The following is a 25,277-nucleotide window of genomic DNA, read 5'->3' on the forward strand; positions in this document are numbered from 1 at the left end:
TATAGCGCCTGATACAACAGTACCAAGGAGGCGACTATGCTTTTTGCAACCAACCGCACCCCGAAGGGGTCATCCCGCACCAAAGTAAACCGTAAAATTGCGTTTGACCGTCAGGTTACCCGACCAGGCTCCGATATGTATTTTTGTGAGCGCCTGGGGAAAAATGATTATCGGGAAGTTGGCAGCAAAACGTTCTTTCAACGGTTAAAAGAATTGGATAGTGACACTCAAATCCTGCTGTATATTCACGGTTTTAATAACAACATGGAACCGGAAATTTTTGAGCGGGCTGAGGATCTACAGCGCCTGATCAATCAAGGCAAAAATAAAAAACTGGCTTTGGTTGTGCCGTTGATCTGGCCGTGCGACGACGACCCAATTATCAGTGTGCTCGACGACTACTGGGACGACCAGAAGGCCGCAGATTTCAGTGCTAATGCGTTTTCCAGAATGTTGTCGAAATTCGATACCTGGCGCAAAGCCGAGGCTGCCAGACCAGATCCGTGTATGCGGCGCATTAACGTGCTGGCCCATTCCATGGGTAACCGGGTGCTGCGCAATGCCATCCACTACTGGGGCCGCAATGATCACGCCGGAATGGTGCCGCTCCTGTTCAGAAATGTGTTCATGGTGGCTGCAGATGTGGTGAATCACTGCCTTGAGCCCGGACGAAGCGGTGCATTGTTACCCAGAGTCACCAGAAACTTAGTGGTGTATTTCGCGAACGATGATCTCGCGATGCCGGCGAGTAAAGTGGCCAATCTGAAAAACCGTCAGCTATCCAAACGTCTCGGTATGACGGGGGTAGAAGAACTGAGTAAGGTGCCCAGAAACGTTTACGAGGTAGACTGCGACAACTTCAACAACACCTTTGATAAGCCGAAAGGACACAGTTATTTTACTGAAGTCAAAGGGGTTATCAGTCCGGCATTACAGCATATGATGGAGGCTATGGACGGAGGTCGGGTACAGCCGGCATTACGCACGCATGTACTGGACAACCCTTTCAAAAAACAATAACAATGCAATGAACAGGTATGCCTGGAGGATAACCCCAGGTATAACCTAATCGCAATTTGCGCAGTAGGAGGCGGCATGCAGCATGCGTTTTGGCACGACAAATGGGAGCGGGGGGAAATTGGTTTCCACCAAAAAGACATCAATGCGTTTTTAGTTCGATTTGCTGAAACTGCTGGTCTAACCGACGGCAAGCGCGTGTTAGTGCCATTGTGCGGTAAATCTCAGGATATGACCTGGTTGTTGCAACGGGGTTGTGAGGTGATAGGCGTTGAGCTGAATGAATCTGCTGTTCAACAGTACTTTGCTGAATTGGGTATTACGCCTACGGTGTCTGACGTTGATGATTTTACTTGTTACCAGGCCCCCGATATTACACTGTATTGTGGCGACATCTTATCGATAACCCCCGAATTACTGGGTGACATAGACGGAGTTTATGATCGTGCTGCGCTGGTGGCCTTGCCCGAGGACATGCGCCGTGCCTACGTTAAGACGTTGAAAGCCGCGGCCCCAAAAGCACAACACCTGCTAATCACATTTGAGTATGATCAGGCACTGCACAGCGGCCCGCCTTTTTCGGTAACAGAAGCCGAATTAATTGAGCTCTATGGCAGTGACAGGCTGCAGCCAGGACTGGCGAGTGAACCACTTGAAGGCGGCTTGAAAGGCAAAGTACCGGCAGTAGAGTCGGCGTGGCTGGTGAAATAAATGACAGCGCGTATTTCTACCATAGAAACCTTTATTACGCGTGCTGACTTGGTGAGATTCAACGTCTGGTTCCTTGCCACTGCGCCGTTTACCTACAAATACATGCTGTGTATCGCCTTGGGCGTCCTGAGTTACCTGGTGTATGACCGCGGCATGCCGGATGATGTCGTTGTCTGGATGGTCATGGTTACAGGGTCATTATTGACCGGCTTTGTGGCGACACTGGTCTATTTTCTCTGGTGTATTGCGACGGTACTCATGGTATCCAAAGTATCGAATGGGATATTGGGAAAGCACGAATACCAGTGCCAACAAGACGGCCTGTTTGAAAAAACCATAGCCAATGAAACACTGCATAAGTGGGGCGCGCTGGGGCATGTTCGGCAGGTCGGATCGTTTTTATTGCTGCAGGTGTCAGGCTATCAGTATCACGTATTTCCCCGCCATAGTTTCGAGAATCAGGCGCAGATGGATGCGTTCAGGCAACAGTTGCTCAATCAGGTGAACCAAGCAAAGCAACTGGCATAAACTGCCGTTTAACGGAGAATTTATACAAAACCCGGTTGTCATTTGTGTAAACCTGTATATACTCACAGTTAACTGTATGGAAAAACAGGCTGTTTATGCGTCCATTAACTCCCCGACAACAAGAAGTACTCGACCTCATTAAGTCAACCATGACGGACACCGGCATGCCGCCAACGCGTGCTGAGATTGCCCGTGAACTGGGATTCCGCTCCGCAAACGCAGCGGAGGAGCACTTAAAAGCGCTGGCCAAAAAGGGTGTGATCGACATTCTGCCGGGCACATCCCGCGGGATTAAATTAAATATTCCGTTGGACGATGAAGTCGAAGAAGAAGGCCTGCCGTTGATTGGTCGGGTTGCTGCGGGTGAACCCATCCTGGCGCAGGAACACGTTGAAATGCATTACAAAGTGGATCCCGCTTTGTTCCATCCAAAAGCCGACTTTTTGCTGCGCGTTAACGGTATGAGTATGAAGGATATTGGCATTTTGGACGGTGACTTGCTTGCCGTTCATCGCACAACCGATGTGCACAATGGTCAGGTGGTTGTCGCGCGTGTTGACGAAGACGTTACCGTAAAGCGCCTTGAAAAGCGTGGGCGTGAAGTGTTGTTACACGCTGAAAATGAAGAGTTTTCACCTATTAAGGTCGATCTTGCTAATCAGCCCTTCAACATCGAAGGTATCGCAGTAGGTGTCATTCGGAACGCAGACTGGATGTAATCAACTGCACCATAATAACGCATTTAAAAACCGGCTTAGCGCCGGTTTTTTTGTATTTGAAGAGCATAATCCTATCAAACCGCTCTTTTACCTTGCTAAATCTCTCTCATCACCATCAATTTTAGTTAATAAACACTCACTCACATGAATGCAGTATTTTTTGCCTGATTGGACGAAAAATAGCCAGTAATCCAGATTTTAGCGAAAAAGGACTGGACGCAAAACACACAATGAGTAATTCTTATACAGTGCTTAACAAATAAATAACATAAGAAGCACAAAATATTAAAAGGCTAGTTCAAAAAACAACCATAAAGGGCCTGGAAGCTTATTCTCGCAATGGGGCGTTCTGTGAGACGCTGGCGGGCCTTAACGGAGGTGTTGAGTGAAGCAACTCGAGAGATGCGTACTGAAAGCCTGTACTGCATTGGTTCTGTTAGTAGTCGGAACGACAGCGATTGCTGCGGGAAGTAACGACGTATCGTCATTAAATTTACGACGCGGCGCGACGGAAATCAGTGGACAGGTATACGATCTCCACATGCTGATGTTCTCTATTTGCGTAGGGATAGCAGTAGTGGTGTTCGGAGTCATGTTTGTTTCAATGTACCTGCACAGAAAATCCCGCGGTGCCAAACCCGCGAATTTTCATGAAAACGTGAAGGTGGAAATTGCCTGGACGGTAATTCCTTTTCTCATTCTTATATTCATGGCAGTGCCTGCCGCGAAAACCCTGATAGCCATGGAAGATACCACGGAAGCGGATCTTACGGTGCTGGTTACCGGGTCGCAGTGGAAGTGGCACTACAAGTACATGGACCGTGAGGTAGAGTATTACTCCCTGCTCGCCACACAGCGTGAACAAATCAATAACCGCTACAACAAAGGCGAAAACTATTTGCTCGAGGTTGACCGCCCACTGGTGATCCCGACCGGGCAAAAGGTCCGTTTCCTGATCACTTCTGACGACGTTATCCACTCCTGGTGGGTTCCTGATTTCGCGGTGAAGAAAGACGCAAACCCCGGTTTTATTAATGAAGCCTGGACCAAGGTTGACGAGCCGGGTATTTACCGCGGCCAGTGCGCAGAGCTATGCGGTAAGGACCACGGATTTATGCCTGTAGTCGTTATAGCCAAAGAGCCTGCTGACTACGAGGCCTGGGTGAGTGAGCAAGAATCTATTCAGCGCCAAGCGCGCGAGGAAGAGCAACGTTTGCTGGCGATGAGCATGAGCAAAGAAGAGCTCATGTCTGAAGGCGAGCGCGTCTACAACGCCGCGTGTGCCGCCTGTCATATGCCAAACGGTGAAGGTTTACCCGGTGTGTTTCCTGCCCTCAAAGGCAGCGTGCTGGCTACCCAGAATGACCCCACCGCACATATCGAGATTGTGTTAAACGGTAAAACCGGCACCGCAATGCAGGCATTCGGCAAAATGCTTAGTCTGAAAGAAATTGCAGCAGTAGTGACTTACGAGCGAAACGCCTGGGGCAATAATACGGGCCAGTTAATTCAACCTAAAGACGTCAATGCCGTCGCAACGGGTCAATAGGAGCGGATCATGAGTAAAGCAACCGACATTGTCAGCCCTGATCACGCAGCGGCAGACCATGATGATCATCACGATCATCACATACCCAAAGGCTTAATGCGTTGGGTTCTTACCACTAACCACAAAGACATTGGTACTTTGTACCTGTGGTTCGCCTTCATCATGTTTTTAACCGGTGGTGCAATGGCGATGGTGATTCGGGCTGAATTGTTCCAGCCGGGATTACAAATTGTCGACCCTAACTTCTTTAACCAGATGACCACGGTTCATGGGTTAATTATGGTATTCGGTGCCGTCATGCCCGCCTTTACCGGACTGGCCAACTGGCTGGTGCCAATGATGATTGGTGCACCGGATATGGCGCTGCCACGCATGAACAACTGGAGCTTCTGGATCCTGCCATTTGCTTTCAGCATTTTGTTGGCATCACTGTTCCTTGAAGGTGGCGGTCCGGCTTTCGGCTGGACGTTCTATGCACCGCTTTCAACGACCTACAGTGGTGACAGTACCGCATTGTTTGTGTTCTCGGTGCACATTATGGGTATCTCTTCCATTATGGGGGCCATTAACGTGATTGTGACCATCTTCAACATGCGTGCGCCTGGCATGACGTGGATGAAGATGCCGCTGTTTGTGTGGACCTGGCTGATCACGGCGTTCTTGTTGATTGCCGTTATGCCGGTGCTCGCAGGGGCCGTTACCATGGTGTTAACCGACAAGTTCTTTGGTACCAGTTTCTTCGACGCCGCAGGCGGTGGTGATCCGGTAATGTTCCAGCACATCTTCTGGTTCTTCGGACACCCTGAGGTGTACATCATGATACTGCCCGCGTTTGGTATTATTTCGCAGATTGTACCTACCTTTGCGCGTAAGCCGCTGTTTGGTTATGCCTCCATGGTCTATGCCACGGCTTCAATAGCACTGCTGAGCTTTATTGTGTGGGCCCACCACATGTTCACAACCGGTATGCCGGTGGCCGCTGAAATGTTCTTTATGTTCGCCACCATGCTGATATCGGTGCCAACCGGGGTAAAAGTCTTTAACTGGGTGGCCACGATGTGGCGAGGGTCCATGACCTTTGAAATACCCATGATGTTCGCACTTGCCTTTATTGTGCTGTTTACCATTGGCGGGCTCTCGGGATTAATGCTGGCCATCACGCCGGTGGATTTCCAGTACCACGATACTTACTTTGTGGTGGCGCACTTCCATTACGTGTTAGTAACGGGGGCGGTGTTCTCCATTATGGCGGCGGTGTATTACTGGCTGCCGAAATGGACTGGCCGCATGTTTGATATCACGTTGGCTAAATGGCACTTCTGGTGTTCGCTGATCTCGGTCAATCTGCTGTTCTTCCCCATGCACTTTGTTGGATTGGCGGGTATGCCGCGTCGTATTCCGGACTATGCGTTGCAGTTTGCCGACTTCAACAAGTGGATCAGTATCGGCGGTTTTGCGTTTGGGTTGTCTCAGCTGATCTTCCTTTGGGTGATGATCAAAGCTTGCCGTAAACAGGGTGAGCCGGTCAGCAGTCAGGTGTGGGAAGGTGCTGAAGGTCTGGAGTGGGAAATCCCGTCACCAGCACCTTACCATTCGTTTGAAACACCACCTGTAGTGAAATAGGCAGAACGTTATGGCAACGACTTCCCACACCGCACTGGTAGGAAAGTTAGTCCTGGTCGTGGTGGCTATGTTTGGATTTGGTTTTGCACTTGTGCCTTTGTATGACGTGTTTTGCGACATTACCGGCATCAACGGCAAAACCAACGAAACCGCCGCCACGGTTTATGCTGGTGAGGTTGATGAATCCCGCACGGTAACAGTGGAATTCATTACCCGCACACATACAGGTATGCCATGGGAGTTTCGGGCGCAGACGCACAGGGTAAAAGTACACCCTGGCGAACTAAACACCGTGGAGTTTTATGTCAGGAATCCGGCTTCAAAAGGCATGGTGGCACAGGCAATTCCGTCTGTGACGCCGGGTCAGGCTGCGCTGTTTCTGAATAAAACAGAGTGTTTTTGCTTCAACAGTCAACCGCTCAATGCGGGGGCGGAAGCATTCATGCCCATGCAGTTTTACGTTGACCCGCAAATTCCGGACGACATTCATTTTTTCACTGTGCAGTACACGCTATTTGACGTGACCGGCGGCAACGACGGTGACAAAAAAACTAACCCTTTCCTGACCTCGTTTGTTGAGAACTGAGGTCGAAGGAGAACACTATGCAACATCAAGAGTATCAAAAGTACTATGTTCCTGCGCAAAGCGTGTGGCCCATTGTGGGCGCGGTTGCGCTGTTTTTGATTGCCGTCGGTGCCGGCAACTTTGTCATTGAAACTACGCGCGGCGAGAGTGGCTACGGCGACAACATTCTGGCTGTGGGGATTGTGGTGTTACTGGTCATGCTATTTGGCTGGTTCCGCGATCAAATCAATGAATCGATGAGCGGACTTTACAGCGACCAGCTGGGTCGTTCCTACCGTCAGGGGATGAGCTGGTTTATCTTCTCTGAAGTCATGTTCTTCGCGGCCTTTTTTGGCGCGTTGTTTTACGCCAGAGTGATTGCGCTGCCCTGGTTATCGGGAGAGTCAAACAACGCCATGACCAACGAAGTGTTGTGGCCGGGTTTTGAAGCCATGTGGCCATTGATTGAAACCCCGGGAGGCGTAAGCACGACCGCCATGAGTTGGGCTGGTCTGCCTACCATCAATACCGTGATCCTGCTTATTTCGTCAGTCACCCTGCACTTCGCACATGTGGGTCTGGAACAAGGTAAACGCAAGCAGCTCACCGCCATGTTGGGGGTCACTATCCTGCTGGGTTGTGGCTTCCTGTTTTTGCAGGTTGAAGAATATGTGCACGCTTATCAGGATCTGGGTCTGACCCTGCAATCCGGTATCTATGGCAACACATTCTTCTTGTTAACCGGTTTCCACGGCATGCACGTAACGCTGGGGACAATCATACTGATAGTGTTGTTCCTGCGCGTGCTGAAGGGGCACTTCACCCACGACAACCACTTCGCCTTTCAGGCTGGCAGCTGGTACTGGCATTTCGTAGACGTGGTGTGGGTCATGCTCTACGTGTTTGTTTACGTCCTGTAAGCGTTAATACGGGCGCGGGTTAGGTGTAATGAGACCGGTAGAAATTGCCAGCAAAATGATCACCACAATGAGTGCTGACGTCATTACCCTGCGCCCAATGTATTTGCTCATGGGTTGGTTTTTCGGGCTGTTGCCTAACATGGCTTTCATCGCCAGGAACAGGTTAAACACCATAAACAGCAACAATCCAACAATGATGATTTTGACTAACATGCAACTTACTCCTGCCAACGACAAATCCGAGCGCGTATCAGGGTCATCCTGGCCGGTTTTGGCAACCCTCATTACCCTGGTGGCGGTAGCCGTCATGGTGTCATTGGGTTGTTGGCAGCTTGCGCGTATGGATCAGAAACAACAACGTTTACACAGCATAGCGCAAAAAGAGGCACAGGCGCCAATGCAGGTGTTTGAGGCGTTACAATCGTTTAGTGAAGTCCGGGATGTCCCGGTGCGGTTTGTGGGTCAGGTCGACGCTACGCGGGTCATTTTGTTAGATAACCAAATTTACCAGGGAAAACCCGGTTACGCTGTTATTGTGCCGGTTCGCTCGGAAGGCCAACAGTTCCTAACCAACCTCGGGTGGGTTGCAGCACCAACCCAACGAGATCAACTCCCGGTTATTCAGCTTCCTTCACAGCCTGTTACGGTTGATGGGGTCATATCTGTACCGGGCAACAACCGATTAATTTCCGAAACCGCAACGCAGTTCAATACATTTCCGTTGCGACTGCAGCAAATTGATATAGCAAAGCTCAATCTTCAATGGGGCACATCCATGCCCAATATTCTCGTTCAGCGAATAGCGTCCACACCAGACCTTGCAGGGTTTACACCCAACTGGCAGGCGGTGGTAATGCCACCTGAAAAGCATCTTGGTTATGCGATTCAATGGTTTGGCCTGGCACTTGCCGCTGTCGTTATCTTTTTTTCAGTGTTACTGCGGAGAGTAAAAAATAATGACAACCATGGTACAAACACAAGAAAGACCTAAGCGCTCCCTTTTAATTATTTTTGCGGTATTCGTATTGCCCGTTGTGCTTGCCAAACTGGCGCTTGACGGGAACTGGTTTGAACGTGGTGCAACTAACCGGGGTGAATTATTACAACCGGTTGTGTCATTAACCAACATGCTGGACCAGCAGACGCCAAGCTGGCGGGTTATGTATGTCGTTCCCGCTACCTGCAACGCCGAATGTGAAAACGCATTGTATGCCATTCAACAGGTGTGGATTGCGTTGGGTAAAGAGTCTGATCGAGCCAGACCTGCCGTATTTATGGCACCTGACAGCGACCCCGGAGCCGCAGCGGTACTGGCTGAATATACCCATATCGAGGCGCTGGCTGTGTCGGAAGAACAGGCAAGTACGCTAAACAAAAGCACATTGGCTAACCATCTATTTATTGTGGATACCCAAGGCAATGCCATGCTGCGTTACCCGGTTTATGCCTTACGCCAGGATGCCGTGATGGGTAGCCGGGATGTACTGGCTGATCTACGAAAGCTTCTGAAACTATCACGTATTGGTTAAGGAGTGGTTATGCGAAAACTGGTTGGTTTCAGCATCATACTTGCCGTTGTGGTGATTGTACTGGGCGCATACACACGATTGACCGACGCGGGCCTGGGTTGCCCGGACTGGCCGGGTTGTTACGGGCACTTAACCGTGCCGGAAGCCGAGCATCACGTTGAGGCGGCTAACGAAGCATACCCGGAGCGTCCGGTTGAGGCGCAAAAAGCCTGGAATGAAATGATTCACCGTTACTTTGCGGGATCGTTGGGGCTTTGTATTCTGGCGATTGCCATCATTGCCCTGATAAAACGGGAGCCAGACAGACCGCTCAAGTTACCCATGTTGTTACTGGGGCTGGTAATTTTTCAGGCGTTACTTGGCATGTGGACAGTGACTCTGAACTTATTGCCTGTGGTGGTCATGGGGCACCTGCTGGGGGGCTTTAGCGTGCTCACCTGTTTGTTTCTGCTATACCTCAGGCTGTCGGCATTCCGCATTGGCTATGTTAATGAACGCGTGAAGCGCTACGCAGGCTTTGCGGCCCTTGGCGTTGTAGTACTGGTTACTCAAATTGCGCTGGGCGGCTGGACGTCAGCAAACTACGCCGCCCTGGCTTGTACTCAGTTCCCGGTTTGCGAGGGCGACTGGATGACCAATATCGACCTCAATGGTGCTTATAGTGTGCCTGAAGCCGACAACTACGAATTTGGCGCTCACAGTTATCCTGAACGCATGACGATGCATATAGTGCATCGCTTCGGGGCTATTGTAACCCTGCTGTACCTGAGCTGGCTTGCATTTACGTTGTACCGCCGTTCTGGTTCACGTGTGATCAGACAAGCGGTTACTGTAATGAGTCTGGTACTGGCGTTACAGGTAGGGCTGGGCGTGAGCAATGTGGTTTTCAGTCTGCCACTGAGTGTTGCGGTGTTGCACAACGCAATTGCCGCCTGTCTGTTAATGGTGTTGGTGATGATCACCTATACCTTGTATCGAAAAGTGTAGGAGGCTGTTATGGCTAAATCCACAACTCTGTCCAACAGTAGTTCATCTGTAAAGCCTGCCTCTACCGGGTGGCGCGCATCCTGGCGTAACTATTATGAAATGACCAAACCCAGAGTCGTTATGCTGTTACTACTCACCGCATTGGTGGGAATGTGTCTGGCTACGCCCGGATGGGTGCCGCTGAGCACGCTAATCGCCGGCCTGGGAGGTATTGGGCTGTTGGCGAGCGCTGCGGCGGTCATTAATCACGTGGTCGACCATAAAATTGACAGCCAGATGGCGCGCACGTTTAACCGTCCTGTGGCGAAAGGCAAAGTCAGCGTCAATAATGCCCTGTTGTTCTCATTTGTACTCGCTGCGGTGGGTTATGTTGCGCTGGAATTATGGGTTAACCGTTTAACTGCCCTGCTTACCCTGGCTAGTCTGGTTGGTTACGCAGTGGTGTATACCATGTTTCTTAAACGCGCCACACCACAAAATATAGTGATTGGCGGCCTCGCAGGCGCAGCACCGCCCTTATTGGGGTGGACAGCAGTAACCGGACAAGTCGATGCCTATGCACTGCTGCTGGTGCTGATTGTATTTACCTGGACGCCGCCTCATTTCTGGGCGCTGGCAATACACCGGGAAAAGGACTACGCCAAAGCTAAAGTGCCTATGTTGCCAGTGACTCACGGCGTAGAATTCACCAAAACATGTGTGCTGCTGTATACGGTACTGCTGTGCCTGGTGTGTTTGTTGCCGTATCTGATTGGTGAAGCGCAATTGTTGTACCTGGTAGGTTCATCGGCGCTGAATGCGGGCTTTATGTATTATGCACTTAAGCTGAAATACGCGGCGGATCAACACACTGCAATGGCAACATTTAAGTTTTCAATTATTCATCTCATGGTATTGTTTGTGGTATTACTGGCTGATCACTACATACCGCTAACACTATGAGTCAAAAAATTTGGATCGTACTTGCAGGCATCGTTGCCTTGTCTGCAGGTGCGTTCGTTGCTGTTGTAAAACCCTTTCAACCTTCCACCCCCACCCCGGAATACTTTCAGTATTTCCCTGAACCACGGAACCTCGCGGAAATAAGCCTGGTTGATCAAACAAATACGTCAGTTGATAACACAGTATTCAATGGGCACTGGAGTTTGCTGTTTTTAGGCTATACTTACTGTCCGGATATCTGTCCTACAACCATGGCGTCGCTTGGCAGGGTTTATCCGGAATTAAAAAAAATTGATTCTGATAACGCAGTTCAGGTAGTGTTTGTGTCAGTGGATCCGAATCGGGATACACCCGAACGACTGGCTTCTTACGTTGAGTATTTTAACGCTGAGTTTGTGGCCCTGACCGGTGAGCACGCTCAGTTGTTTCCGTTTGTACGTTCCCTTGGCCTTATGTATGCCATTGCCGAAAGTACAGACAATCCTAATTACCTGGTAGACCACAGTGCATCTGTGGTGGTCGTTGATCCACAGGGGCGGGCTTTGGGACGATTTAAACCAAAGTATACTCCCGGTGAGCTTGCTGTCAGTGATAGCATGCAAATTGCTAAAGATTTGCCTTTAATAATAGGTAATTACAAGAACAATTAATGCCATGTCATAGTGTTGTACGTAACGCCAGATTGGATGATGGCGGCGTTACCGTTCCACTTCTGTTTGCTGCAGGTAAGCGCTTACTTACAGAGGTGTTTGGTCTGGGTGACCCCCAAGTCGCTCTGGACTACCTTGCTTTTGCCTGGCAAAAAGGTGGGGGACAGTACGGTTGTGACAATCACTGGGTAGCAGAAACCGATGGCGAAGTGACCGGTCTCATCAGCTGTTGGCACAGCCACCTTCCCGAAGAGTTTGACCGCGTTACCCTCCAGTCTATAGTCGACTTCTACGGTATTGATACCGCGTTGGATGTCGTCCTGAAATCGCAGATGTACATGGCTGTTATCGAACCTCCAATGTTTTTAGAGATGGGGGTGGGCCACATTGCTGTCGTTGAATCCGCACGGCGCAAAGGCGTTGGCGCGGCGTTGATTAAATTTATGGAAGAAAAGGCCCGTGAACTGAAAAAGAACGCCGTGGTGCTCAATTGCGAGATCGATAATCACGGTGCCATTCAGTTTTACCAGAAGCTGGGATATGCGGAGCATCGCGTTAACGACAGCTTCATGCAATTGATCCGCGCTATCCCTCTCAACCGCTCTTCGTTGTAGTCCTGCTCATTAATCCGGGTATTTGCCGTTTTTGTCAGCTCTGAAAAATGGGATTGAATACCAAAAGTAACGGCCCGCCATCGTTTTCGAAGGCGCTGTGCAGTTCACTCTGGAACGGCCTACCGGCAAGGCGTTTTTCAATTCCACACTAAACTGACTTCCGTTTGACTCGACCGGCAATGTGTCACCCTGGTAATAACAGGTTACCTGGTTGATGCGCAGCTGATTTGCCACGGTCGCATCCAGTGTCACTGTAATGGGTGCCGATAGGGTTGGACTGGATAGCTCGGGGTTGGGCAACGACATGTTTACCACCGGCATGGCAAAACTGGCCATTTTGGTTTTCAGTGTAGAGAGTTTTGCGTAAGGGCCTGCAGCAGGAAAGCGCGGAATAGCAGCCAGATTTGAAAACGGCCCAACGGCACCAGAGTGCTGACCGAATCCAATGTAGCCATGCTCTTGCAGCTTGTTAGCCAGTACTTCGTTGTACTCGCCAAAAGGGTATGCAAGGTACTTTAATGATTCACCTACCTGGGCGGTAATTTGCGCCTCGGCGTCCGTGACGTTTTGCCACACCCGGTTTAGCCACTGCTTCTCGCTTTCGCCATTGCGTTTTTCCAACATATGAAGGTGATCCAGCGTGTGGTTGGCAAACGTCACCCCTTCGTTGTGCATGGCCTTCACCGTGTCCCAACTTAGCTGGTTAGACTGAACGCCAATCACCGACGGATTGATAAACACGGTATAAGGAAAGCCGTATTCTTTTAGTAAAGGATGGGCGTTTTCATAAATATTGTTGTAACCATCATCGAATGTGATCGCAAGCGCATTGTCGGGCAACGGCGTATTGTGTTTGGCGGCCTCTACAATGTCTTTTAGGGGAAAGACAACATAGTTTGCTTTGATAAAAGCAAGGTGCTCAGCAAACTCGTCCGGTGTAACAGACGTGCTGCGCGGCGTGTTTTCTGCAACGTGATGGTAAAGCAGTATCACCGCACCGACATTCTTCATTTCTTTTGCCGGTGCTACGTTGAGAGCGGCGGTAAAACCCCATATCAACATCGAGATAACCAAGGCTCTCATGATAGACTGCATGCATTCTCCTTACTATTGTGGACTGTCGTGACCCGCGCAGCGTATTTACAACGGGGCTTGCCCGCACATTTCACTCTGCTGACCTTAGCGGTGCCGATGATTCTGGCTAACATTACCACGCCCTTGTTGGGTTTGGTAGACACGGCCGTAATGGGGCATATGGCGGTGTCTGCGCCGCTGGCCGGGGCCGCAATAGGTGGCTTGATTCTCACTCAAATCTACTGGGTTTGCGGTTTTTTACGCATGTCTGCGACAGGGCTGAGTGCACAGGCCAGAGGCAAGCAAAGCAGTGAAGAAATCGCAAAAACTTTTTACCAGACGGCATTTGTCGGCTTGGTGATTGGCCTGCTATTGCTGATTTTGCAGCAACCCGTATTGTGGGCTGGGCTGACACTCACCGCCCCCTCTGAGGTGGTCTCCGGGTTTGCGGAAACCTATTTTAACGTGAGAGTGTGGGGCGCACCGGCGGCGTTGAGCAATATTGCATTAATTGGCTGGTTGGTAGGGCAGCAGAAAACCCGTGCAGTGCTGTTCATTCAGGTAGTTGGCAACCTGCTCAATGCCGGGCTAGACCTGCTGTTTGTCTGGTCATTTGGTATGGGCGTTGAGGGGGTGGCACTGGCCAGCGTGATAGCAGAATATACCATGGCTGTAATGGGGTTCTGTGTCGCTATTCAGCATGTTGATGGGGTGAAGCCAGTCTGGCAATGGTTTAGTCGCAGTGCCCAAAAAGTACTGATGAAGCTCAATGGCGACATGTTGCTACGCAATCTCGCTTTGCAGGGTTGCCTTGCGTTCCTGACCATACAGGGAGCGCGTTATGGAGAGACCGCCACGGCAGTTAACGCCATACTCATGCAGTTTTTTGTATTAATTGCGCTGGGGTTGGACGGCATTGCTTATGCGGTAGAGGCCACAGTGGGCGAAGCGGCGGGTGCAAAAAGCAAGGAAGGCGTTGTGACACAAACGCACCGGGGGTTGATTTGGTCGAGCGTTGTTGCCATTGGCTATGCCCTGGCGTTTTACGGGGTTGGAGACAACATTGTGAGGATGCTCACAGATATTAACGCCTTGCAAACCGCCGCCATGCCCTATTTGCCACTGATGGTATTACTGCCATTATTGGCGCACTGGTGTTTTCTGTTCGATGGCGTATTTGTAGGTCTCACCAAGGCAAAATCAATGCGTAACACCATGATAATCAGTGCTTTGGTAGTGTATTTCCCGGTGTGGTTTGTACTGCGTGAGGCGGGTAATGAAGCCCTGTGGTGGGCGCTACTGGCTTTCCTGCTGGCACGAGGCATTACGCTGGGAGGCAGTTTCTATCTGTACTATGTCAGAGCCGACGACCAGGGTTAATGTTTTTTGTCAGTCTGAACCATAACAGTGCCAGGTAGCCTGACATGGCCCAGATAAAACCGCAAAGAAGTGTGGCGATACCGACATAGTAAAGTGGCAGCCACCACCAGGCACCGATTAGCATCATGCCAAACCCCAGAGCGAATATGAGTAACCCCCGGGTAAATCGGTGCCAACCTTTGGGTGGCGTTACCGTATCCATTGCCCAGCTATCGCTGATGCATTAGTAGTATGAATGCTCGCCCGCAGTGTGCTCAGTGGCATCGCGTACGCCTTTGATTTCACCTGCAAACTGGTCGAGCATTTGCTTCTCGATCCCCTCTTTCAAGGTAACGTCTACCATTGAGCAACCGTTACAGCCGCCGCCGAATTGCAGAATAACATACCCTTCTTCAGTGACTTCCAGCAGCACGACTTTTCCGCCGTGATTGGCAAGCTGAGGATTGATTTCTGATTCGATCATGTAATTGATACGTTCAACCAATGGGGCGTCATCGGCGACCTTACGTGCTTTTGCGTTCGGTGCCTTTAGCGTGAGTTGCGAGCCCATCTGATCCGTGACATAGTCAATTTCGGCCTCTTCCAGGTACGGTGCGCTTTCTTCGTCAACAACGGCATCAAAGCCATCGAAGGGTAAACGCATGTCAGTAGGTTCAACAGCATCTGGTGGGCAGTAAGATACGCCACACTCTGCGGTAGACGTACCTGGATTGACCACAAACACCCGAATATTTGTGCCAGACTCCTGGTTAGCCAGTAGCTTAACAAAGTGAGCCTGTGCCTCTGTAGATATTGAGATCATGATAGAGTCCTGCATAATCATAGAATTGACGGTATGATAACAAATTTACCTGAGTAAAACACTCGGGTATTAAAATAATCAGCCCAAATACACGACAGATAGTACAAGGCTAAGTATTACAATGATGAAAGTCTTTCGAACCGGTTTCTGGATGGGTATTCAGAAGGCAGTCCGGTGTGTAGTCACTCGTGATCGCGCACAGGATACATACGTATTAACAGGCAAGAAGTCTCTAAAACAGCATAGTTCCCGACACCTGGCGCTGGCCATGCTGTTAATTTGCAGTAGCCCGTTTAGCTTCGCAGCGGGTAAGCCCGCGACGGATTACCTGCCGGTAAACAGTGCCCTTAATCCGGATATCCCCACGCCTGAGTCAGTGTTAGGTTACGATGTGGGTACCTGGCATGTCCGTCATGATCAGCTTGTGCGATACATGCAGGTGTTAGCGGAGTCGTCTGACCGTATCAGCCTCGAGGTGACTGGCTACACCCATGAACAGCGCCCGTTATTGTTGTTGACGATTACCGCTCCCCAGAATCGTGACAAATTGCCGCAGTGGCAAAAAGCCCACGTCGAGAATGTAACCCAAGGCACACGCGCAGAAGATGGCGCGCCATTGGTGCTATACATGGGATACAGTGTGCATGGTAATGAGCCTTCCGGGGCGAATACATCGCTGTTGGTCGCCTACTACCTGGCGGCGTCGAACGACGCTCGGGTTACCTCGTTGTTAAGCGATAATGTAGTTTTGCTGGACCCTTCGTTCAATCCGGACGGGCTGTCACGCTTTGCGCAATGGGCAAATATGCATAAAGGTCAGGTGCTCTCGTCCGACCCGGAACATCGCGAGCACACGGAAGGCTGGCCAAACGGGCGAACAAACCATTATTGGTTTGACTTGAACCGCGATTGGCTGATGCTCATTCACCCTGAATCCCAGGCTCGCATCAAACAATTCCAGAAGTGGCGGCCTCATGTGCTCACCGATTTCCACGAGATGGGTACCGATAGTACGTATTTTTTCCAGCCTGGCGTGCCAAGTCGTAAGAACCCCTTCACGCCAGAAGGGAATGTGCGGTTAACCGAAGCCCTGGCAGACAGTTTTATTCAGGCCTTCGATGATCAAAAAAATCTCTACTTCAGTGAAGAAGGCTTTGACGATTTTTACTACGGCAAAGGTTCTACTTACCCGGATGCACAAGGCAGTATCGGAATTTTATTTGAGCAAGCCAGTAGCCGCGGGCATCTGCAGGATTCCATTAATGGGCCGGTGGCGTTCGCGCAAACCATTCAAAATCAATTTACGATGTCGTTGGCCGTGTTCGACGGTGCGTTAAAGAACAAAGCGGCACTTACAGAGTACCCCCGCCGCTTTTACAACGAAACGCAGTCGCTCATTAAAGACGACGATATTGCGGCTTATGTGCTACACGAACCTAAAGATGCCTGGCGCTTAAAGCGGGCGAAATGGGTATTTGAACAGCACGGCATTGATTTTATTGTGCCTGAAAACGATGTATCGGCAGACGATAAAACGTTTGCTGCGGCGCATACGCTGGTTGTGCCACTGAACCAGCAAAAATACCGACTGATCAAATCGCTGTTCTCAACGCAGCAGCAATTCCCGGACAATACGTTTTACGACGTGTCCAACTGGAATTTACCGCTGGCGTTTGATCTTGGGTTTAGCTCGCTTACTGCACGTGAGTTGAAACGGGTAAAACGCGGTGAATTGCATCAGAACGAATTGCCTGCAGTTGCCAGCGACGCCTATGGATATGCGTTTGAATGGCATCACTTTACATCACCGGCGTTATTACAAGCGTTGCTCTCTGCGGGTGTCGATGCGCGCATTGCCACTACGTCGTTCAACGCCATGACAACCCAAGGCGAGAGAGCGTTTGAATTGGGCAGCATCGTGGTGCCAGCTGGCGTTGTGCAGCCTGAAAATGTTGGTGCCCTGATTGCTTCGGCCAGTGCTAAGCATCAGGTGCCTGTGTATTCCATTACCAGTGGTTCAACGTCGGTAGGCAGTGATTTAGGTAGCCGCAGCATGGTGCCCGCCAGAGCGCCCAAAGTACTGGTAATATGCGGCGAAGGTACTAACCCTTATCAGGTGGGAGAAATCTGGCATCATCTGGATACCCAAATCGGTATGCCTGTGACACTGATTGAGCAGGAACGCCTTGGGCGAATTACCCTGGCGGACTATTCTCACATCGTATTCGCCTCCGGCCGTTATGATCTTAACGACAAACAAAGTAACGCGATCAGTGAGTGGGTGAAAGCTGGCGGTACCCTGATAGGACAGATGTCGGCCCTTTCTTTGTTTAGTAAGGAAAAGTGGCTGTCTGTGCAGGTATCCGACCGGAATGATGTCGACAGGCTGTTTGATGAGTCTGGGTTAACGTATGCAGATCGCTCTGCGCTTGCGGCTAAAAAGCTTATTGCTGGTGCGGTATACATAGCGAATATCGATGTCACACACCCGCTGTTTTACGGGTTTGATGAACCCTACTTGCATGTGTTTAAAACAACCAACACGGTAATTAGCAGCTCTCAGTCTCCATTTAATGTGCCTGCCCGTTATACGCGATCGCCGCTGGTGGCGGGTTACAGTGCCGATGTCTTGGCTGAAAAAATTGCCGGCAGTGCCGCTGTTGTGGCGCAACCAATGGGACGTGGCCGGGTAATTGGTTTTACCGATAACCCACAGTTTCGTGGCTATTGGTATGGCACCAGTAAACTAATGAGCAATGCATTACTGCTGTCCGAAGCAATCCGTTAATCACCCTTCAGCACTGCGCTTTACCACCCTGGGTGAGGCGCAGTGTCATTTATCCCAATGCATACACACGGCCCTAAAAATAGGGACTAATATTGCTGCAGCAACACACGTTGCTGACGGATCTGGCCGGATACCAGCGCACCAGGGTCGGCTTTGGCTGGTGTAATGGCAAGGACCCACAGTGCTACTGAGGTTTCGGGGTAGGCTGAATAGATCATATTGCTTAACGCAGCGGCAGTTGCCCCGGTTGTCACTACATCATCCAGAATCGCCACTCGCGAGGGCAAAGGGTCCTTACTCAGGGCGAAAGCCCGTTTCAAATTGTTAAGTCGTTCCCGCCTTCCCAATGATTGCTGTTTACGTTGAAAGCTGCGTCTGGACGCCCAGTTGGCATGCACCGGAATGGATAAACGGCGTCCTATTGCATTCGCTAACAATAAGGTCTGGTGGTAGCGCCGTCTGGCAAAGCGCCAGGAAGAGGTGGGTACTGGCAGTATGCAGTCCGGCAGGAATGGCTCCGAGGGCAGTGCATAAGCGACAAACCAGTCAGCCAGCGTCTGGGTTAGCTGCGGGTGACCGTTTTTATACTGGTTGATAAGATGATCCGTTGGCCACTGATAGTAACTACAGGCATGCACTGAAGTGTAGCGCCCTGATACCAAGCCTTTTTTGATTGGCGGCCAGAGCAGCAAATTATCAGGGAGTACCGGCGTATTAAAGAACAAACAGTCTTGTTCGCATACTTCACATATCAGCCTTTGTGTGGGCTGCTGGCACAGATAGCAATGGCTGTCCGGCAAGCACTGCGGAATGCGCTGAACCGATGAAGTGAAATCTTTTATTCCGCTTTTTAATTTGCTCAGGTACACTTTTCTAAACCTTCAAGAGGAAGCCATTGCGTGGTTGAGAATAACACTAATGTGAGGCTTGAAAGCCTGTCCCAGGGATCGGGAAAAGAACTGGTTTTTATACACGGTTGGGGTATGAACAGTGCCGTATTTACGGAGTTCTTGCCCTATTTCGAAAATCAATTTCGTATTACCCGTATCTGTCTACCGGGCTTTGGTACGAATGCCAACACATTGCCCAGTGAGTACACCCTGGAGCAGCTAGCAGATGCCGTGGCCCCTGCACTTCCTGACGATGCCGTTGTCGTGGGTTGGTCGCTCGGTGGGCTAGTAGCGCAACAACTTGCACTCCATCACAGTGAACGGGTAGCCGGACTTGTGACGCTAGCCTCTACCCCTTATTTTGTTGCTGATAAGTGCTGGCCAGGTATAGCGCCTGAGGTACTGGCGATGTTTCGTCAACAGCTGGCCAGAGATTACGACAAGACCCTTGATCGCTTTCTGGCGATCCAGGCCATGGGCAGCGCCACCGCAAAACAGGATGTAAAAACCATTCGTCAGCAGGTTAAAACACTGCCGAATCCGTCGGTGGATGCGCTGGAGGCTGGTCTTCAGCTCCTGCAAAGCGTTGACTTGCGCGCCGATATTGGGCGCATCAGCCAGCCTACCTTGCGCCTGTATGGTCGGTTGGACAGTTTGGTACCCACCAGTGGTATTGATCGTATCCACGAGCTACAACCTTCTGCAGATACCGTTGTTATGCCGCATGCTGCACATGCCCCGTTTATTAGTCATCCCACGCAAACTGCAGATATTATTAGTAATTTTGTACATAACCTGGCGAGAATAGACAAACGCTGCAGTTAGCGCAGATCATCGGGGCTGCACTGTTGTAAAGAATACGCTGCATTCAGTGCAGTTTTACGCTCGATAAACAGACATAAAACTTTTCAAATGGCCAAAATTGATTAATAATTAGCCATGAGAGAGTAGAGGTAGTGTATGTCTGGGGTAATTGCGAATAATTTTAATTCGGCCATCATTTCTGGCCAGTTTGGATTGCAGCGGTCGTTTGACGGCATGACGCAGTCTGCGCTTAATATTGCCCAGCGTTCGGCTCAGCAGGATGTGGCCGCCAACGGTCCTACTGAATTATTAGCCAATGCGGCAGTGCAGAGTCTGTCGAATACATCCCGCTTGTTGCCTTCTGGCGGCGATAGCCTCACCTCTGATTTATTGTCGATGCAGTTGTACAGTAAAAATGCGTTGGCGTCAGCCAAGGTGATTGATGTTGCAAACGACACCGTGGGTAAAATTATCGACACGCTGGCCTGATTATCATGAATATTGTCACGCCAATTCCTTCTACCTTTGCCATTCCTACGGCAAATCTGAATACCGAGGCAGCCCGGCGGGATAATCTCACCCGCGAGACCATTCCTCAGGCGTCTGATTCGAAACAAGGCAGTGCTGAGCAGGGCCTCGGCTCTGAGTCGGATAAATTAAAATCGTCGGTAAAAATAGCGCAGCCGCTCACGTATGAAAGACCGCAGCCTAATCAGGCTGCGCAAAGCCAAAACACAGCAGAGCAACAATTCGACAATGCGGATGATGAGAGTGCTGGTAAGGACGATGCACGCGATCGTCAGCAGCAACAAGCTGAACAACGCGAAATTGAATCACTCAAGCAGCGCGACCAGGAAGTGCGTGCGCACGAGCAGGCTCATGCCACCACTGGTGGCCAGTATGCGGGTTCACCGCAATACGAATTTCAACGAGGCCCAGATGGACAGCGCTACGCGGTAGAAGGTCAGGTTTCTATTGATATTTCTGCCGAATCAACACCAGAACAAACGATCCGCAAAATGCAGCAGGTGCGTGCTGCGGCATTAGCGCCAGCTGAGCCGTCACCGCAGGACTTACAGGTTGCTGCTGAAGCATCGCGACTGGCGTTTGAAGCCCGGGCTGAAGCGGCAAAAGAGCGCAATGACGAGGTTAGCAGTGATAGCGATGCTGCAATGGAGCCCCCCAGCCTTGAGGACATTGTGGATGTTGCTCCGGCTGACATTCCGACTCGTAAGCTGGATGAATTAGCGGTCGATAACGACATCGATCCGCGCAGTGCCGGCGGCAGACGTTCCTTAGACATAGAAAGCGTGAACGTGTCGCAGATGCAGCAACGCAATCAGGTTATCGCCGGTTTCTATAAATCGGTGTCTTCACCGATGACTGAAGGCTTCTCTGCCACAGCGTAATAGTGAATTTTGAACAAAAAAAAACGGGCCGTATTTACGGCCCGTTTTTGGTTTATGTGTAACTATTTCTGTTTTGCTTTGGCAAACGCATCGGCAAAAGCATTACCCATCGCGCTATTACCTTGCGAGGACGGTTTGCCCTGTCCGCGGTTGTTACTGGCTCTTGGCTTAGCGCCTGATTTGGCTGGTTTGCCACCTGGCTTGTTGCCTTTTGCCTGTGGGGCCGGCGTGTCATCCATTCGCATGGTAAAAGAAATACGTTTGCGCTGCGTGTCGACTTCCAGCACCTTCACTTTAACAATGTCACCCGCTTTCACCACTTCTCGCGGATCCGAGATAAACTTGTTGGTCAGCGCTGATATGTGTACCAGACCGTCCTGATGCACTCCGACATCAACGAACGCACCAAAGTTAGCGACATTGCTTACCACACCTTCCAGAATCATACCGGGCTTCAGGTCGGCAATGGTTTCTACACCTTCTTTAAAGGCTGCGGTTTTGAACTCAGGGCGAGGGTCGCGCCCAGGCTTATCCAGTTCTTTGAAAATGTCTTTCACTGTAGGGACACCAAAGGCGTCGCTGACGAACTCTTCAGGGTTGAGCTTGCGCAGTAAGTCCGTATTACCAATCAGGTCATTTACCGCTACGGCAGCTGTGTTTACGATAGCATCAACCACAGGGTAGGCTTCCGGGTGCACCGCTGACGCATCCAACGGGTTCGTGCCGTTCACAATACGCAGGAATCCCGCGGCTTGTTCAAAGGCTTTGGGTCCCAGGCGCTCTACAGATTTCAGGTCTTTACGGCTGGCAAATGCGCCGTTGGCGTCGCGGAAATTAACAATGTTCTGAGCCAGAGTTTTGTTCAGGCCTGATACGTAGCTGAGCAGTGCTGGAGAGGCGGTATTCACATCGACACCTACCGCGTTTACGCAGTCCTCAATAACCTGATCCAGCGATTTGCCCAACATGCTTTGGCTTACGTCGTGCTGGTACTGACCGACCCCAATGGCTTTCGGCTCAATCTTAACCAGTTCTGCCAGTGGATCCTGCAGACGACGAGCGATAGATACCGCACCACGAAGCGACACGTCCAGCCCGGGTAATTCTTTTGATGCCAGTTCAGACGCTGAGTAAACCGAAGCCCCTGCTTCGCTCACCATGATCTTTTGCGCGCCCAGTTCCGGGTTTGCTTTTAGCATTTCGGCTACCAGCTTATCGGTTTCCCGTGAACCGGTACCGTTACCGATACTGATTAATTCCACTTTGTGTTGTCTGCACAGATTTGCCAGCGTGCGTTGGGACTTATCCCACTGGTTTTGCGGCGCATGCGGGAAGATAGTGGTGGTACCTACTACTTTACCTGTGGCATCCACAATGGCGACTTTCACGCCGGTACGCAGACCCGGATCCAGCCCCATAGTGACTTTTGCACCGGCGGGTGCAGCCATCAGCAGATCGTTGAGGTTCTTGGCAAAGACGTTGATGGCCTCTTCCTCGGCTTTTTCGCGCAGCTGACCAAACAATTCGGTTTCCATGTGCAGCGCGATTTTAATTTTCCAGGTCCATTGCACAACCTGTGCAAGCCAGCTATCTGCCGGGCGGCCCTGGTTACGGATATTGTAGTGCTCAGCAATTAAGTGTTCACAGTGTGAGGTTTGCCCTGGTGCTTCTTCCTGTCCCGGGTCGGCAACCAGTTGAATGTGGAGCATGCTTTCGTTGCGTCCGCGGAACATCGCCAATGCGCGATGCGACGGTACATTTGCCAGCTTTTCACTGTGATCAAAATAATCACTGTATTTTACGGCGGCGGTTTCCTGCCCTTCCACAACACGACTGCGGATATGCGCATTGTCGTTAAGATAACGGCGGATTTTCGCCAGCAACGCAGCGTCTTCAGCGAAGCGCTCCATCAGGATATAACGTGCGCCTTCGAGTGCTGCTTTGGTATCTGCTACACCGTTGTCGGCAGTGACGTAAGTTTCAGCGGTGCTCTCAGGGTTTAATGTAGGATCGTTGAACAACGCATCTGCCAGTGGCTCCAGACCAGCCTCGATGGCGATTTGGCCTTTAGTCCGGCGACGCGGCTTATACGGCAGATACAAGTCTTCAAGTGTTGTTTTGTTGTCTGCTTGCTGGATCTGTGCGGCTAACTCGTCGGTAAGCTTACCCTGCTCGGAAATGGACTTTATGATGACCTGGCGACGGTCTTCCAAATCACGCAGGTATGTCAGGCGCTGTTCCAGCGTTCTCAACTGGGTGTCGTCCAGTCCTTGCGTAACTTCTTTACGGTAACGGGCTATGAACGGTACGGTAGCCCCTTCATCCAATAGTTTTACTGCGGCTTCAACCTGTTTAGGGTTAACGGCAAGTTCGTTGGCAATGGTATTTGTTATCATCATGGAATTCAGGCGGTAGTCGATAGTTATGGAAAGTGACCCTTTCCTACCTTAATGCGATCGTTGTGAGACTGAGCAACACGCTGCTAATTCTAACTGCTTCATAGGCGAATCAACAGGCTATGCCCGTTATATTTGGGCCTGAGTATAGCATCGAATACTCGGGTGTCACATCGGTTTGCCCTATATCTTGTCAGTGGTGTCGTACCATATTTTATTGATCCACCAATCAAAACGGCCCGCTTCAGTCACCACCGTTACCTCGTCATCTGCTTCTTTGCCAATCAGGGCTCTGGCCATGGGTGCATCCACTGAGATCACATCCTTGCGATCAAAGATTTCGTCGTAACCTACAATGCGTATTGTCAGTACTTTACCGTCGTCATTTTCCAGCTCTACAAATGCGCCGAAAAATACCTTTCCTTCCTGTTGAGGGTGATAGTCAACCACTTTAAGGTTTTCCAGACACTTGCGAAGGTATCTGACACGCCGGTCGATTTCTCGTAGCTTCTTTTTGTTGTACTGGTAGTCAGCGTTCTCACTGCGGTCGCCCAAACTGGCGGCCCAGGTCACCTTACGGGTGATCTCCGGACGCTCTACGCGCCACAGGTAATCCAACTCATCACGGAGTTTTTGATAGCCCTTTCGGGTAATTAACGGTGTTTTTGCCATAAGTTGTTATAAAAAGTTAAAAAAATACCGGAAACAGACGATAACTTGTGTAGCATATTAGCGACAAATGCTGTAGCTTTGGTGAATAAATCACATTAATGACTACAATCTATACTAAAGGTCCATGGTGGCTCGCTGCTAAGTCGATTAATGTAACTAAAATGTAAATTAACTGAACGATGTCACATTTGAAGTGACTAATGAATTACTGGCATCGACTTTACCTGAACTGAAGAGATTATGCGTCAACCAACTGAAAATGAGCAACCAAACAATGCAGAGTCATCGCTTCGGCATGCGTCTGCGGGTGTGCTTGGTCTGGCGTTAATGGGATTCGTATTGCTGATTACCGGTGTATTGATGTTTGCTCTGACAACTATCGAAGCACTGACACAACACGAGGACACCAAAACCATTATTTCCATACTGGTGGGTCTTGGTATGTACCGCTTAGGCAAGCTGGTTCTTCAAAAAGTGGGTAAATTCAAACTGCCTCCTGACCGCCGCCGTAGCGTCCTTTCTTAACGACATTATTGTCGTTATAAACACGTCGTTTTTAGAACGAATCATTCCTAAACAATGACCCCTTTTCGCTGGATAAGTCAGCGCCTTGTACTATCTTTATAGAGACAAACAAACACTGTCTGACAAACATTGCCCGAATAACTATTTGGGCGCATCCATTGGCCTAAACGTTAAGGCTGTAAT

The 25,277-nt window shown here is 50.4% G+C and carries 27 protein-coding genes; 20 read left to right on the forward strand and 7 right to left on the reverse strand.

Annotation, left to right across the window (positions count from 1 at the left end; genetic code table 11):
- The first annotated feature begins 36 nt into the window (after positions 1 to 36).
- The 8 genes from AC4MRN_RS00145 to AC4MRN_RS00180 all read left to right on the forward strand — a co-directional run bounded on the left by AC4MRN_RS00145 (position 37) and on the right by AC4MRN_RS00180 (position 7,632).
- Positions 37 to 1,020: an alpha/beta hydrolase gene (locus AC4MRN_RS00145; protein WP_490400701.1), complete on the forward strand. Its 984-nt coding sequence runs from the start codon at positions 37 to 39 to the stop codon at positions 1,018 to 1,020.
- 75 nt (positions 1,021 to 1,095) lie between these two features.
- Positions 1,096 to 1,728 (forward strand): thiopurine S-methyltransferase, encoded by a 633-nt coding sequence (gene tmpT, locus AC4MRN_RS00150; protein WP_491202157.1) that lies wholly within the window; start codon positions 1,096 to 1,098, stop codon positions 1,726 to 1,728.
- Positions 1,729 to 2,256: a YcxB family protein gene (locus AC4MRN_RS00155; protein ID WP_370164992.1), complete on the forward strand. Its 528-nt coding sequence runs from the start codon at positions 1,729 to 1,731 to the stop codon at positions 2,254 to 2,256.
- Positions 2,257 to 2,351: 95 nt separating this feature from the next.
- A complete protein-coding gene (gene lexA, locus AC4MRN_RS00160; protein WP_370164989.1) occupies positions 2,352 to 2,975 on the forward strand; it encodes a transcriptional repressor LexA in 624 nt (207 codons plus the stop codon).
- 427 nt (positions 2,976 to 3,402) lie between these two features.
- Complete coding sequence (gene coxB / locus AC4MRN_RS00165; protein ID WP_245819116.1) at positions 3,403 to 4,524, forward strand: cytochrome c oxidase subunit II; 1,122 nt, start codon at positions 3,403 to 3,405, stop codon at positions 4,522 to 4,524.
- 9 nt (positions 4,525 to 4,533) lie between these two features.
- Positions 4,534 to 6,147 (forward strand): cytochrome c oxidase subunit I, encoded by a 1,614-nt coding sequence (gene ctaD, locus AC4MRN_RS00170; protein ID WP_073318087.1) that lies wholly within the window; start codon positions 4,534 to 4,536, stop codon positions 6,145 to 6,147.
- A gap of 10 nt (positions 6,148 to 6,157) precedes the next feature.
- The gene (locus tag AC4MRN_RS00175) at positions 6,158 to 6,733 is read left to right on the forward strand and encodes a cytochrome c oxidase assembly protein (protein ID WP_491202158.1); all 576 of its coding nucleotides are present in this window, start codon (positions 6,158 to 6,160) and stop codon (positions 6,731 to 6,733) included.
- A gap of 17 nt (positions 6,734 to 6,750) precedes the next feature.
- Positions 6,751 to 7,632 (forward strand): cytochrome c oxidase subunit 3, encoded by an 882-nt coding sequence (locus AC4MRN_RS00180; protein ID WP_491202159.1) that lies wholly within the window; start codon positions 6,751 to 6,753, stop codon positions 7,630 to 7,632.
- Positions 7,633 to 7,635: 3 nt separating this feature from the next.
- Here the strand turns inward: AC4MRN_RS00180 and AC4MRN_RS00185 are convergent, their stop codons facing one another.
- The gene (locus tag AC4MRN_RS00185; protein ID WP_491202160.1) at positions 7,636 to 7,845 is read right to left on the reverse strand and encodes a DUF2909 domain-containing protein; all 210 of its coding nucleotides are present in this window, start codon (positions 7,843 to 7,845) and stop codon (positions 7,636 to 7,638) included.
- Here AC4MRN_RS00185 and AC4MRN_RS00190 point away from each other — a divergent pair.
- The 6 genes from AC4MRN_RS00190 to AC4MRN_RS00215 are packed head-to-tail and all read left to right on the forward strand — an operon-like array spanning position 7,844 to position 12,354.
- Positions 7,844 to 8,623, forward strand: coding sequence for an SURF1 family protein (locus AC4MRN_RS00190; protein ID WP_491202161.1), 780 nt, complete (start codon positions 7,844 to 7,846; stop codon positions 8,621 to 8,623). The two genes, AC4MRN_RS00185 and AC4MRN_RS00190, sit on opposite strands and share 2 nt — an antisense overlap.
- Complete coding sequence (locus AC4MRN_RS00195) at positions 8,589 to 9,161, forward strand: redox-active disulfide-containing membrane protein (RefSeq protein ID WP_370241770.1); 573 nt, start codon at positions 8,589 to 8,591, stop codon at positions 9,159 to 9,161. Before AC4MRN_RS00190 ends, AC4MRN_RS00195 begins: the two co-directional genes overlap by 35 nt.
- A 9-nt stretch (positions 9,162 to 9,170) precedes the next feature.
- On the forward strand, positions 9,171 to 10,148 hold the full coding sequence (locus AC4MRN_RS00200; protein ID WP_155016428.1) for a COX15/CtaA family protein: 978 nt from the start codon (positions 9,171 to 9,173) through the stop codon (positions 10,146 to 10,148).
- A gap of 9 nt (positions 10,149 to 10,157) precedes the next feature.
- Positions 10,158 to 11,090, forward strand: a complete 933-nt coding sequence (gene cyoE, locus AC4MRN_RS00205; RefSeq protein WP_084526174.1) for a heme o synthase — start codon at positions 10,158 to 10,160, stop codon at positions 11,088 to 11,090.
- Complete coding sequence (locus AC4MRN_RS00210) at positions 11,087 to 11,740, forward strand: SCO family protein (protein ID WP_490402376.1); 654 nt, start codon at positions 11,087 to 11,089, stop codon at positions 11,738 to 11,740. The genes cyoE and AC4MRN_RS00210 overlap by 4 nt, the downstream gene beginning before the upstream one ends.
- Entirely contained in the window at positions 11,740 to 12,354 is a 615-nt protein-coding gene (locus AC4MRN_RS00215) for a GNAT family N-acetyltransferase (protein ID WP_491202162.1), read from the forward strand. The genes AC4MRN_RS00210 and AC4MRN_RS00215 overlap by 1 nt, the downstream gene beginning before the upstream one ends.
- A 9-nt stretch (positions 12,355 to 12,363) precedes the next feature.
- On the opposite strand, the gene AC4MRN_RS00220 is transcribed toward AC4MRN_RS00215, so the two are convergent.
- Positions 12,364 to 13,449 carry a polysaccharide deacetylase family protein gene (locus tag AC4MRN_RS00220; protein ID WP_491202163.1) on the reverse strand — a complete coding sequence of 362 codons (1,086 nt, stop codon included), beginning with the start codon at positions 13,447 to 13,449 and terminating at the stop codon, positions 12,364 to 12,366.
- A gap of 96 nt (positions 13,450 to 13,545) precedes the next feature.
- Between AC4MRN_RS00220 and AC4MRN_RS00225 the strand changes: the two genes are divergently transcribed.
- Entirely contained in the window at positions 13,546 to 14,808 is a 1,263-nt protein-coding gene (locus tag AC4MRN_RS00225) for an MATE family efflux transporter (protein ID WP_491202179.1), read from the forward strand.
- Here AC4MRN_RS00225 and AC4MRN_RS00230 read toward each other — a convergent pair.
- Positions 14,786 to 15,010, reverse strand: a complete 225-nt coding sequence (locus AC4MRN_RS00230) for a hypothetical protein (protein ID WP_491202164.1) — start codon at positions 15,008 to 15,010, stop codon at positions 14,786 to 14,788. The two genes, AC4MRN_RS00225 and AC4MRN_RS00230, sit on opposite strands and share 23 nt — an antisense overlap.
- Before the next feature lie 21 nt (positions 15,011 to 15,031).
- Positions 15,032 to 15,610 (reverse strand): Fe-S biogenesis protein NfuA, encoded by a 579-nt coding sequence (gene nfuA, locus AC4MRN_RS00235; RefSeq protein ID WP_073318724.1) that lies wholly within the window; start codon positions 15,608 to 15,610, stop codon positions 15,032 to 15,034.
- Between the two features lie 121 nt (positions 15,611 to 15,731).
- Between nfuA and AC4MRN_RS00240 the strand changes: the two genes are divergently transcribed.
- Complete coding sequence (locus AC4MRN_RS00240) at positions 15,732 to 18,398, forward strand: M14 family zinc carboxypeptidase (RefSeq protein ID WP_491202165.1); 2,667 nt, start codon at positions 15,732 to 15,734, stop codon at positions 18,396 to 18,398.
- Between the two features lie 86 nt (positions 18,399 to 18,484).
- Here AC4MRN_RS00240 and AC4MRN_RS00245 read toward each other — a convergent pair whose 3' ends face one another.
- Positions 18,485 to 19,267, reverse strand: coding sequence for a ComF family protein (locus tag AC4MRN_RS00245; RefSeq protein ID WP_491202166.1), 783 nt, complete (start codon positions 19,265 to 19,267; stop codon positions 18,485 to 18,487).
- Between the two features lie 51 nt (positions 19,268 to 19,318).
- Between AC4MRN_RS00245 and bioH the strand changes: the two genes are divergently transcribed.
- From bioH to AC4MRN_RS00260, 3 genes are all read left to right on the forward strand, one after another.
- Positions 19,319 to 20,113 carry a pimeloyl-ACP methyl ester esterase BioH gene (bioH, locus tag AC4MRN_RS00250; RefSeq protein ID WP_370246114.1) on the forward strand — a complete coding sequence of 265 codons (795 nt, stop codon included), beginning with the start codon at positions 19,319 to 19,321 and terminating at the stop codon, positions 20,111 to 20,113.
- A gap of 135 nt (positions 20,114 to 20,248) precedes the next feature.
- A complete protein-coding gene (locus tag AC4MRN_RS00255; protein ID WP_491202167.1) occupies positions 20,249 to 20,581 on the forward strand; it encodes a hypothetical protein in 333 nt (110 codons plus the stop codon).
- Positions 20,582 to 20,586: 5 nt separating this feature from the next.
- Positions 20,587 to 21,501: a putative metalloprotease CJM1_0395 family protein gene (locus AC4MRN_RS00260; RefSeq protein WP_073318050.1), complete on the forward strand. Its 915-nt coding sequence runs from the start codon at positions 20,587 to 20,589 to the stop codon at positions 21,499 to 21,501.
- A gap of 62 nt (positions 21,502 to 21,563) precedes the next feature.
- Here the strand turns inward: AC4MRN_RS00260 and AC4MRN_RS00265 are convergent, their stop codons facing one another.
- Together AC4MRN_RS00265 and greB are read right to left on the reverse strand one after the other, a co-directional pair.
- Positions 21,564 to 23,897, reverse strand: a complete 2,334-nt coding sequence (locus AC4MRN_RS00265) for a Tex family protein (RefSeq protein ID WP_073318719.1) — start codon at positions 23,895 to 23,897, stop codon at positions 21,564 to 21,566.
- 183 nt (positions 23,898 to 24,080) lie between these two features.
- On the reverse strand, positions 24,081 to 24,569 hold the full coding sequence (greB, locus tag AC4MRN_RS00270; RefSeq protein ID WP_073318048.1) for a transcription elongation factor GreB: 489 nt from the start codon (positions 24,567 to 24,569) through the stop codon (positions 24,081 to 24,083).
- A 240-nt stretch (positions 24,570 to 24,809) separates the two neighbouring features.
- On the opposite strand from greB, the gene AC4MRN_RS00275 reads away from it, so the two are divergent.
- The gene (locus AC4MRN_RS00275; RefSeq protein ID WP_073318045.1) at positions 24,810 to 25,094 is read left to right on the forward strand and encodes a hypothetical protein; all 285 of its coding nucleotides are present in this window, start codon (positions 24,810 to 24,812) and stop codon (positions 25,092 to 25,094) included.
- The last annotated feature ends 183 nt before the right edge of the window (positions 25,095 to 25,277 follow it).

It is taken from the genome of Marisediminitalea sp., from assembly GCF_984433645.1.

Coding starts and splice junctions, on each gene's coding strand:
- AC4MRN_RS00195 (WP_370241770.1), top strand. CDS start 8,589: ATGACAACCATGGTACAAACACAAGAAAGACCTAAGCGCTCCCTTTTA.
- AC4MRN_RS00230 (WP_491202164.1), bottom strand. CDS start 15,010: ATGGATACGGTAACGCCACCCAAAGGTTGGCACCGATTTACCCGGGGG.
- AC4MRN_RS00190 (WP_491202161.1), top strand. CDS start 7,844: ATGCAACTTACTCCTGCCAACGACAAATCCGAGCGCGTATCAGGGTCA.
- AC4MRN_RS00180 (WP_491202159.1), top strand. CDS start 6,751: ATGCAACATCAAGAGTATCAAAAGTACTATGTTCCTGCGCAAAGCGTG.
- lexA (WP_370164989.1), top strand. CDS start 2,352: ATGCGTCCATTAACTCCCCGACAACAAGAAGTACTCGACCTCATTAAG.
- AC4MRN_RS00265 (WP_073318719.1), bottom strand. CDS start 23,897: ATGATAACAAATACCATTGCCAACGAACTTGCCGTTAACCCTAAACAG.
- AC4MRN_RS00200 (WP_155016428.1), top strand. CDS start 9,171: ATGCGAAAACTGGTTGGTTTCAGCATCATACTTGCCGTTGTGGTGATT.
- AC4MRN_RS00225 (WP_491202179.1), top strand. CDS start 13,546: ATGATTCTGGCTAACATTACCACGCCCTTGTTGGGTTTGGTAGACACG.
- ctaD (WP_073318087.1), top strand. CDS start 4,534: ATGAGTAAAGCAACCGACATTGTCAGCCCTGATCACGCAGCGGCAGAC.
- greB (WP_073318048.1), bottom strand. CDS start 24,569: ATGGCAAAAACACCGTTAATTACCCGAAAGGGCTATCAAAAACTCCGT.
- AC4MRN_RS00220 (WP_491202163.1), bottom strand. CDS start 13,449: ATGCAGTCTATCATGAGAGCCTTGGTTATCTCGATGTTGATATGGGGT.
- AC4MRN_RS00155 (WP_370164992.1), top strand. CDS start 1,729: ATGACAGCGCGTATTTCTACCATAGAAACCTTTATTACGCGTGCTGAC.
- tmpT (WP_491202157.1), top strand. CDS start 1,096: ATGCAGCATGCGTTTTGGCACGACAAATGGGAGCGGGGGGAAATTGGT.
- AC4MRN_RS00240 (WP_491202165.1), top strand. CDS start 15,732: ATGATGAAAGTCTTTCGAACCGGTTTCTGGATGGGTATTCAGAAGGCA.
- AC4MRN_RS00145 (WP_490400701.1), top strand. CDS start 37: ATGCTTTTTGCAACCAACCGCACCCCGAAGGGGTCATCCCGCACCAAA.
- AC4MRN_RS00260 (WP_073318050.1), top strand. CDS start 20,587: ATGAATATTGTCACGCCAATTCCTTCTACCTTTGCCATTCCTACGGCA.
- AC4MRN_RS00175 (WP_491202158.1), top strand. CDS start 6,158: ATGGCAACGACTTCCCACACCGCACTGGTAGGAAAGTTAGTCCTGGTC.
- AC4MRN_RS00255 (WP_491202167.1), top strand. CDS start 20,249: ATGTCTGGGGTAATTGCGAATAATTTTAATTCGGCCATCATTTCTGGC.
- AC4MRN_RS00185 (WP_491202160.1), bottom strand. CDS start 7,845: ATGTTAGTCAAAATCATCATTGTTGGATTGTTGCTGTTTATGGTGTTT.
- AC4MRN_RS00210 (WP_490402376.1), top strand. CDS start 11,087: ATGAGTCAAAAAATTTGGATCGTACTTGCAGGCATCGTTGCCTTGTCT.
- AC4MRN_RS00215 (WP_491202162.1), top strand. CDS start 11,740: ATGCCATGTCATAGTGTTGTACGTAACGCCAGATTGGATGATGGCGGC.
- AC4MRN_RS00275 (WP_073318045.1), top strand. CDS start 24,810: ATGCGTCAACCAACTGAAAATGAGCAACCAAACAATGCAGAGTCATCG.
- cyoE (WP_084526174.1), top strand. CDS start 10,158: ATGGCTAAATCCACAACTCTGTCCAACAGTAGTTCATCTGTAAAGCCT.
- nfuA (WP_073318724.1), bottom strand. CDS start 15,610: ATGATCTCAATATCTACAGAGGCACAGGCTCACTTTGTTAAGCTACTG.